Raw genomic sequence first — 8,962 nt, 5'->3', positions numbered from 1 at the left:
GCGGATAGAGAACAGGCAGTTACGGAGCCACTTTGGCGCGAGCCTCGCAGATCATGGCCCCAACGTCGTGCTTTACCGGGCAGGTCCACAGACTGCCCGACGCGCCGGAAGCTTACGGGGCCATGATCACTCGCGCCAAAGCAGCGCCACCCCAAAGCCGTTCCACCGACCTTGCATGCCCCGTCACGGCTGTAGGCGCACCCCGACCCGACTTGCCTTGGCCTGGCCTGAAGCCGCGAGCCAGGAATTCAGAATGCCAAGGCGCCATTTCCAGGTACCCTCGGTCCAGTTAGCGTTACCAAACCGAGCCAAGACCTCTCGCTCCTTCTCGAAATTTACCGGTCCATCTGCGGCAGCCGAGAGGATTGCCGCAACATTGGGCTTACCAAGACAGAGGGAAGCAATTCTTTGCTCAGTCACGTCGCCTCCATCGAGGATGGCTCTCCCGTGGGCCGAAAGTCCAACAGACTCCTCGTGATCATCAATAAGCCCCAGTGCGCGCGAGTCTCGGATTAGCGAAGCACTGTACTTCGGCCCGAACTCCGACCGAACGTCCTCTAGCGTCTTTGAGTCGCCCTTCAAGAATACCAAGAGAGAGCGAACGAGTTTCGGCCGAACCGATGGAAGAAAAGTACCAGAAGAGAAGTTTCCACGGGTGAATTCACGCCGCAGAAGGAGCTCATCCGACGCAGACTCTCTTGATCGGACCCTGTCGCCCTCGACATCCACCATTCCCGCATACCTGACCCAATTGACCATAATACTGGCATAGGATGACCACGTATTAGGGTTTACATTAATGTGCGGCAACTCACGTTGGAGCATGACCGAAACATCATCGAAAGTAATCGAGTCTTCATTGGCGACTAGATCCAGGAGTCGACCAACTAGAGCGTTACTGCGAAGAGCCCGCCTTAGATAGTCCCCTAGGCTGTCACTCTCCAGAGCGGCAGAAGCCTCAGGGGAAAGCGCCACCCGCCCCGGCTGCGGATCCAAGAACCCCAAGAGCCGAAGCTCTCTCAATTTATTGTATGTAGCAATTGCATTCCCGCCCACACGCTTAGTGAAAACGCTCATATCCATCGGCCCCTCCTCCACAATCTTGGGGAGGAGAGCAAAAGCAGGGCCGGGCGTCACTCGAAATACAAAGCGAGTCTGGAATGGAATCCGATCCGTTAGCAGGTACGCTTTAAAGACGTCATTATAGGTGTCATATACGTCACCTGAGAGTCGCAATAGCTTACGGCCCAAAAATTCGTTGAGTTTTTGCGTGAGTCGCTGAACAGAGACCTCCCCCTCTAGGCGCCGTGCGAGTTCACTGGCCGTATTTGGCATGTTCGCAGCGAGCGTCTTAAGTAGTGCCTTGTCTCCTTCTTCCAGGCCAGCTAGGTCCTCATTGAAAAGGTCCTCCGCACGCAGTCCTCCGCGACTAAGGTTTGCTTGCGTCACTCCTTCACGGCTCATGCTAAGCACGTGGGCGCACACGCGCTTGAGCAACCACGGAAATCCGGCAGAGAAGGTAAGGAGGGCCTCAGAAAGGGTTTGCGAAACAGGTGCCCCCAGCTCCACGGCGAGCCGATCTAGAAGTGCCTGCTCTTCCGGCGGACTGAAGTCATCCAGCTTGATAGCCCTACTAAGCTCGTTCATCTGGGATAGGTCGATTGCAGCACTTTCGTCGTAGGTAGCAGCCAAATCATTCTTACGAGCCATGATCCAGGCGATAGGGAGACTCAAGGTGGTGCAAAAAATGAGGAGGTCTAGAACGGATTGGAACACGGCCGGTCTAGACAGAAGAGCCTCGAATTGATCAATTTGAATTAGGGCAAGTTGGCCTGAATCTCGCAGGTAGCTACCCGTCGATGTGAACGACTGGCGGATAGCATCCTGACTTACCGGGAGGGCGATAGCAGGGTCTCCGATTTGATTCACCAGCTCAACCAGTTCAGCAGCAATAAGACGCAAGTCAGAGGGAACTCTTAGGTTCCGACCATCTACAGTGACGGCACAAATTGCGCGATCAGAAGCCGCAACCTTCAGCAGGAGCGAACTTTTTCCTACGCCGGAACGGCTGAGCACTTGTGCTGCGCGGAGCGATGTCTCGGCTCCCCGGACTTCAGTCAGAAACTTATCGATCTCTACCAGAGCAGTTTCTCGCCCAATAAAGCACTCTGGCGGACTAGGGAATTTATAATCAAACCAACCTGAGCCGGCTACTACGGTCGGAAGCGTTTGAGCATCACCGGATACTTTCACTTCGGGCGTTTGCGGCGAAACGAACCTTAGTTCCTCCAAGTCCGAGATCTGCTTAGCCAGCCTCCGAGCCTCTCCACTGCTGAGCGAAATCCAATCACCTGTCAGCGAAAAGGCTGCGAAATTCGCGGCAGTGGACATAACACTTTGCCCAAGAGTGACGATGAAGAAGTCACCCCTGTCTGCGACCGTAAGCCACGCATCACACGGGGCAAGCCCTGTAACTGCCGCAGCCTTTTCGCGCAGCTGCGCCTCCGAGATACAGATATTCCCCTCATTTAGGAACTGTGCAATCTGGCTCCCCGCCAGCGTTCTGAGACTAATCCCCGCAATGCTAGCTCCGGCGGATGAGAGGCTTCTCAGGTAATCCTCTGCCTCTGGAGTAAAAGGAGAGGTAGAGATAAACAGCCCATCAATTCCGCCAGTACCGACCGCCAGAGGGAGCAGTTTTCCAACGAATGCGCTAGCCTCTTTACCTGACATTGATGCTTCATGAGCCTTCGCTTCACCATAAAGCTTACGGTCATGAAGGGCCGAATTCGCCTCAATGTCATATTCGAGGCTCGCCCTCTTTGCCCTGATTACGACATCCCTGTATCCGCATAGCTCCACAACACGAGCAGTGAATTTCTCGAATAGACGCCCCTTCTGCTGCGAAGTGAGCTCATCAGACTCAGCATCAAAAAAGGCGATACGCACCCTTACCCCCGGGTAGTTCCTCAGCGGATCATGACGCGTAGGTCAGTCTGGCATGATCTACAGGTGTTCGCGTGCCCTTTGCCCATTGTTCGGTGGCAGCGGTCTGCGAGGATGTGCAGTTGGCGTCCCCGGCGGCTACACCCAGCGGGCAAGGTGCCGTCACGTGGAACCGCGGTGAGCGTGAAGGTACTCCCACTCCCGCGATCAGGAAACCCGTGATGGCTGTCCGACTCAGTTTCCGTCTCATTCAGCCCCTTTCACGGTCGTTCAGGCGAGACCACGAGTCGGCCGCAGCCCATGAGCGGCGCGCCCACGAACGCAGTTGAACGGCCCTGCACGCACCTCGCCGCTCCAGCACCGCAGCTGGAAAGCATGCTGTGTGATTCGGTACCGAGGGATTGTTACGGCCCGAGAGGCGCGTCATCTGGGGTGAAGTCAGGGTCAGCGTCATCGAAGGCCTCGCGTCGCAAACGCTCATAGTCCCGACGCTCGGCTTCCCTCCTACGGTCGTAAGTCTCTTGGAACTGCTCGACGTTGCGGCTCACCTTGGGAAGCTCTTCCTGGCGTAGGTGTTCGAGCAACACGCTGATCATGTCCTCGACCATCAGGCGCACCCACCGGACACGCAAGGGGTGCCGGGGGCCGGCATACCTATAGGCGCGAGCCAGGTCGTAAGGCTTCTGGATTCGCTCGGGCAGAGCCTGACCAGGAATGCGGCCAATGGCGACAGCGGCCTTGGTCAATGACGCCCTAGCTTGCTCCTCCCACGGATCCGGACTGATCGGCCCTGTCGGCACCGTTACTGTCTCCAGGTACTCACGTAGCTGGAGTAGCGTCGTCAGGGCCTCTTCACCTGCCAGTCTGCCGATCTCGTATCTGCGCGCTTCCCGAGCATCCTCCGACTGTTTCCGGAGGGTAAGCCACGTCCCTGCCAGTGAGGCTCCCGCGCCCAAGACCGCGCCACCGAAGCCCACAAGGGCCGTCGCCATGTCCACATTCATGGGCATCATTTTGAGGGATGGAAGAGCATAGGTGACCAGAGGCGTGCCAGACCGTGCGAGGAACCGCGGTAAACACCGGGGAACCAGGCGATCGCCCACTCGCAGCCCACTCTGCTCCGTCCCAGGTCACTCCCGTAACAAGCCCCAAATACGCTTGGCTTCCCAAGCTGAGAGCGATGGCATCTTCTGTCAGCAGCGCAACCGATATGGATCAATAACGCCTATTTATCTTCGTTATCAAGGTACAACTAATCAAATATGGTCAGACTGTCACTAAACTTCAGTAGTACCCCTTAATGTCTGTCCAACGTGTCAGTAGGGGGGAACATGGCCTGGCGACGACCTGCCTGGTTGACCATGAACATCTGGACGGTTACGTACGGGATCGCGACGTTGGCTCTCGGCAGCCTAGGCACCTACGTCACGTACCTCGCGACTCATTCATCGCCCAGACAAGCGCCTACGGAGTACTCGATCGCAATGCCAGGTGACGCGGACCGGATCGGGCTCTGTCTCCACTCCGTCCGGGGCGCCGGCCAGGTACCGAAAGACGGGTCACTGTGGCTCGTGGTTCATGGAGTCGGCAACCGGGGGTACTACTTGTCTCGACAGGTCCAACCAGACGCCAGCGGCAGCGGCTGGACTGTCGGTTCCCTCCAGGTCGGCAACGCCGCCAGTCCAGAGGGACAGCAGTACGAACTCATCCTGTGGCGCCTCGACGAGCGGGTGACGGACGTCGTGAATCACGTGTTCACTGCCGAAGGTCTGCCGATCTTCGTTGGGCCGCCGCAAGGAGTGACAGCGGTGGCACACACGACAGTTGTTCGGACCGCAGACAAGCGCCCCTGCTCGTAGAACTCCGACTCGGACTCTCAACGCTGGCCTGCCCGTTTGCCCATCAGCGTGTTGGATGGGCATGACCGGCCGTCTCATTTTCCGTCTCATTCTGCGCCGTTCACGACCGTTCAGACGGGACCGGAGACGGTAGCCGCCCAGGGGGTCGATCGCCCACGAACGCAGGTGAACGCCCCCGTCCAAGGCCCTCAGAGCCACCACCACAGTTGGAAAGCGTGCGGGTCTGTTCCGTTTCCAACCGGATACGCCGGGCCGTAGAGTCACTTGCCCCTCAGGGGTGACGCCGACGGGGGGTAGCCATCCAAGACCTCGGGATGTCGTCGTTCCAGCCGTTCTCTCGGTCGAAGGTGGCTGCTCGGCAGCCGCGGCTTCCATCAGAGCTGTGCAACCAACGTTCCCGGTCCCGGGAGTCCGTCTGGATGGGCTGCCCACACTTAGCGCATGTGTCCCGATCGGGCTCACTGTCAGCCATCGCCTCAGTGGCGCGCTCCTGAGCCTCGTGGGCCAGTTCTTCAAGCAGGGCCAAGACCTCACGCCCGGAGATGCCGGGGTCGTCGTCGACCGCCTTCCTGACGGCGCGCACCATCGTGTCCGCTTGCGCAGACCTCATAGTTTCCATGATCGCGTACGTGCGCTCATCCATCGCGGCCCCCCGGCGCATGCTCGAAGTTCAGCAGCAACGTACAACAACGCCAGTACTCGGCAAGGTCCCTCACTGACAACCACGGGGCTGTACCGCAGCCTGCATGGCCTCCAACGACCGGTCTCTGTAGAGCTACGGATCGAAGGTGCGGCCGTGGTGCGCGAATCATGGCTGCACCACAAGCGCACCAGATCGAGCGGGGAACAGCGGGGAATCACGGTGAAAGTGGCCAGGCCGGACGATACCGCTCACCGGCCGTCCGCCCAGGTCAGCGCCCGAACAGGCCCGGAATGCCCGCAGCTTCCCAAGCTGAGAGTCGTTTCAATTAGCGTCACTCACTCCATGGTGAGGTCCGGCCTAGGACAGCAACCTGGACCGTTTGCTGTCCGCTGTGATCAGTGGTCGTGCCAAATCCGTTCCGGAAAGCTCAGCCGGGACCTTTCCGGCTGCCGCCACGCATCCCCTGCCCCCAGTGGCATCTGGGCTGGCGGCGACCTCCTCATGGGGCTCGTCGGCGGAGTGCTGGTAGATCAGCGCCGCCTCGAGGCACACCGCCATCGTGTCCAGGGAGTGACAGGGAGTTCAGCGGCCTCACGCGGTCGCCTGGTTCTGCCGGCATCCTCCATTCGCTAGCTTTTCCATGCCACCTGCACGGGCATGCACTGAGCGAGAACCACGCCGAGGGGGAGCCAGCCTGTGGGGAAACAGAACGATTTTTCTGGTCAGGCGCAGTTCGTGGTGCAGGCAGGGGTGATCAACGGAGACATCCACGTGAGCCCGAAGATCACTGCCCCTAAGACGGTGCCCCGTCAGCTCCCTCGAGCAGCGACCCACTTCACGGACCGCATCCCGGAGGCCGAGCGGCTGGATGCGTTGGTACGTCAGGCCAGCGGCCTCGTCGTCGTATCAGGACAGGCAGGGGTGGGCAAGAGCGCGCTGGTCGTCCAATGGGCTCACCAGATATCAGGGCAGTTTCCGGACGGTCAGCTCTTCACCGACCTGCGTGGCTTCCATGCCCGTTCCCCTCAACGGCCAGAGGAAGCGTTGTACTCCTTCCTCCTGGCCCTGAACGCTCCGATGGAGGGACTCCAGGGGAGCGTGGACGCCATGTCTGCACTGTTTCGCTCCGAACTGCACGGAAAACGAATGCTGATCGTTGCCGATAACGCCCGTGACGCGCGGCAGATTACACCGCTGATACCCGGCGCTCCGGGATGTTTCATGATCGTCACCAGTCGCAATGACCTGGACACCTTGCAGGTGACTGAGGGCGCCGGCTCCATCAGGGTGCGTCCACTGCATCATCGTGACGCCTTTGTCTTATTCAACCGTTTGTGTGGGCAATCTGAGACTCAACAGGTCGCCGAGTTGATCAAGCAGTGCGGCAGTCTTCCGCTAACCGTGCGAATCGCCGCCCAGCAGACTCATGATCCCAGCGATATCAGGTCCTTGGTCCAAGAGTTTTCCAACACCAGCGATCGGCTCTCGGCGATGTCGAGCCCGGACGAGGAAATGGGGATGAGGACGGTGCTCTCATGGTCGTACGACGGACTCAACGTGCCCAAGGCACGCGCCTTTAGACTACTCGCCCTGCATGCAGGTTCGGATTTCTCGGTCGAATCAGCCGCTGCGCTGTTCGACACGACGCACAGAGAGGCCACACGCCTCTTGCGCTCCCTCAAGTCGGACAACCTCCTGGAGGAAGTGACAAACAGGCGGTTCCGATTCCATGACCTGGTTCGGGACTACGCTCAGGAACGCGTCCTCTCCGATGAGCCGGCAACCGAACGCGACGCGGCTGTGCGCCGCGAACTCCGCTACTACCTCGAGCATTGCGATCACATGGACCGGCTCTTGGCCCCGCAGCGCCAGCATGTGCCCATGGATAGCAGGTCCCCCCGATCTGGTCGGGTTGCCTTCGACGATCACGCCGCGGCACTTGCCTGGTGCGATGCGGAAATCGTCAACCTGTCCGCCGCGGTCAAGCAGGCGGCGGAGCGACATGAATATGAAATGGCATGGAAGATTCCGATTGCCCTCATCTACTACCTCGTGGTTCGCCACCACCATGCCTACCGGCGCGACCTGTCCGTGATCGCAGTTCAGGCAGCGCGCGCGAGCGGGGACTCATGGGCGGAGACTTGGGCATTAATCTGCCTTGGGGGAGCGGAGGGCGAGGTGGGGCGGCACATGGAGGCAACCGAGCACTTCACGGCCGCGTTGGAACTCAGCCGGGCGATCAACGACCGGCATTGGGAGAACATTGCCCTCAGCAACCTCGCCTGGACCCTACGCCTTATGGGTCGCCACGAGGAGGCCTATACGCAGCGCATGGCCGTTCTCGACCTTCAGCGCTCCGAGGGGGATCGGCGCGCCGAGGCGGTCAGCCTGAGTGAACTCGGCTGGCTCAGCATTGCGCTAAACAGACCGGAGCAAGCGCTTGACCTCTGCCTGGCCGCGCTTCCCTTGACCAGAGAAGTCAGTGACTTGCTGCTGGAAGCAGATGTCCTTCATCGACTGGGCGACGCGAGCAGTCACCTTCACGATCTCGAAGCCGCCGCGGACTGGTATGGACAAGCCATCGACCTCCGGCGCAGGGTGGACGACGGCCCCGGTCTGGCCTATTCACTCCTCGAACTGGGGCGAGTTCGCATGCGAACCCATCGAGCTGAGGCCCGAGCAGCCCTCACGGAGGCACTACGCCTTCTGGAGCTCCTGGAGGATTCGTTGGCATCTGAGGTACGCGACCTGCTTTACCGATTCGAGTGACGACACCCGCATAGCATCTCAGCGCAGAGAGCACCACAAACCCAGGGGGAGACATGGAAGCAGAATTGGCCGCACTGGCCGCTTCAGGCGCGACACAGATCATGCAGCTGATGGCCAGTGACGCATGGGACACGATCAAGAGGCGTGTCACCGCGCTCTTCCGCGGCCAGGAAGAGGAGCGATCAGGAACGATAGCGTCCGAGCTCGAAGCGACTCGGGTCGCTGTCGTCGCCGCTCAAGGCGGCGACGAAGAAACTCTCAACGAAATCGCGAACCAGTGGCGTACGCGACTGCTCCTGTTGCTGCTGAACGACCCGGCGTCAGCAGAGCGACTGCGGGATCTGCTCGCGCATTCCGCCCACGACTCGGGCGGCGTACACAACACGGTCAGCGGTGGCGACATAAACGGTCCGGTAGTCCAGACCCGCGTCATCAACGGCGATCTGCATTTCGGCTGAGCCGAGCAGGCCATGCCGCACGCGAACTTCTTCATGGCCGCCTGAGGTGAAACCCGTTCTCACAGCGTCGACTCGCCCGCTTAGTTTGATAACCGAAGGAGTTGAAAAGGAGGGCGAGCAAGAGTTGTAGGAAGTTGGACAGGGTCAGGGGTGAGTGTCTAACTGCGTGACAACGCCGACGAACAGCAGCGGACGAGCGTGAACGTCTACGGATCATCAGCGCAGGTGAGCACCCCGCCAGCCCAAGACACAGCCCCCACCCAAGTTGCTTCGGGACGAAGAGGTCG

General features: G+C 59.8%; 4 protein-coding genes. 2 read left to right on the top strand and 2 right to left on the bottom strand.

Features of this window, described 5'->3' with window-relative positions; translation table 11 throughout:
* Window positions 1–183: 183 nt before the first annotated feature.
* Both M8J74_RS43140 and M8J74_RS43135 read right to left on the bottom strand, forming a co-directional pair.
* Window positions 184–2,949 (bottom strand): restriction endonuclease, encoded by a 2,766-nt coding sequence (locus M8J74_RS43140; protein ID WP_249841626.1) that lies wholly within the window; start codon window positions 2,947–2,949, stop codon window positions 184–186.
* 401 nt (window positions 2,950–3,350) lie between these two features.
* Window positions 3,351–3,950, bottom strand: a complete 600-nt coding sequence (locus tag M8J74_RS43135) for a hypothetical protein (protein ID WP_249841625.1) — start codon at window positions 3,948–3,950, stop codon at window positions 3,351–3,353.
* 2,194 nt (window positions 3,951–6,144) lie between these two features.
* Between M8J74_RS43135 and M8J74_RS43130 the strand changes: the two genes are divergently transcribed.
* Together M8J74_RS43130 and M8J74_RS43125 are read left to right on the top strand one after the other, a co-directional pair.
* Window positions 6,145–8,217 (top strand): ATP-binding protein, encoded by a 2,073-nt coding sequence (locus M8J74_RS43130; protein ID WP_249841624.1) that lies wholly within the window; start codon window positions 6,145–6,147, stop codon window positions 8,215–8,217.
* Between the two features lie 53 nt (window positions 8,218–8,270).
* Window positions 8,271–8,675 (top strand): hypothetical protein, encoded by a 405-nt coding sequence (locus M8J74_RS43125; protein ID WP_249841623.1) that lies wholly within the window; start codon window positions 8,271–8,273, stop codon window positions 8,673–8,675.
* The last annotated feature ends 287 nt before the right edge of the window (window positions 8,676–8,962 follow it).

Source organism: Streptomyces panaciradicis, from assembly GCF_023516615.1.
Lineage (GTDB): Bacteria > Actinomycetota > Actinomycetes > Streptomycetales > Streptomycetaceae > Streptomyces > Streptomyces panaciradicis.
The sequence above is the reverse complement of the archived record's forward strand: the minus strand, read 5'-3'. Positions and strand labels throughout refer to the sequence as shown.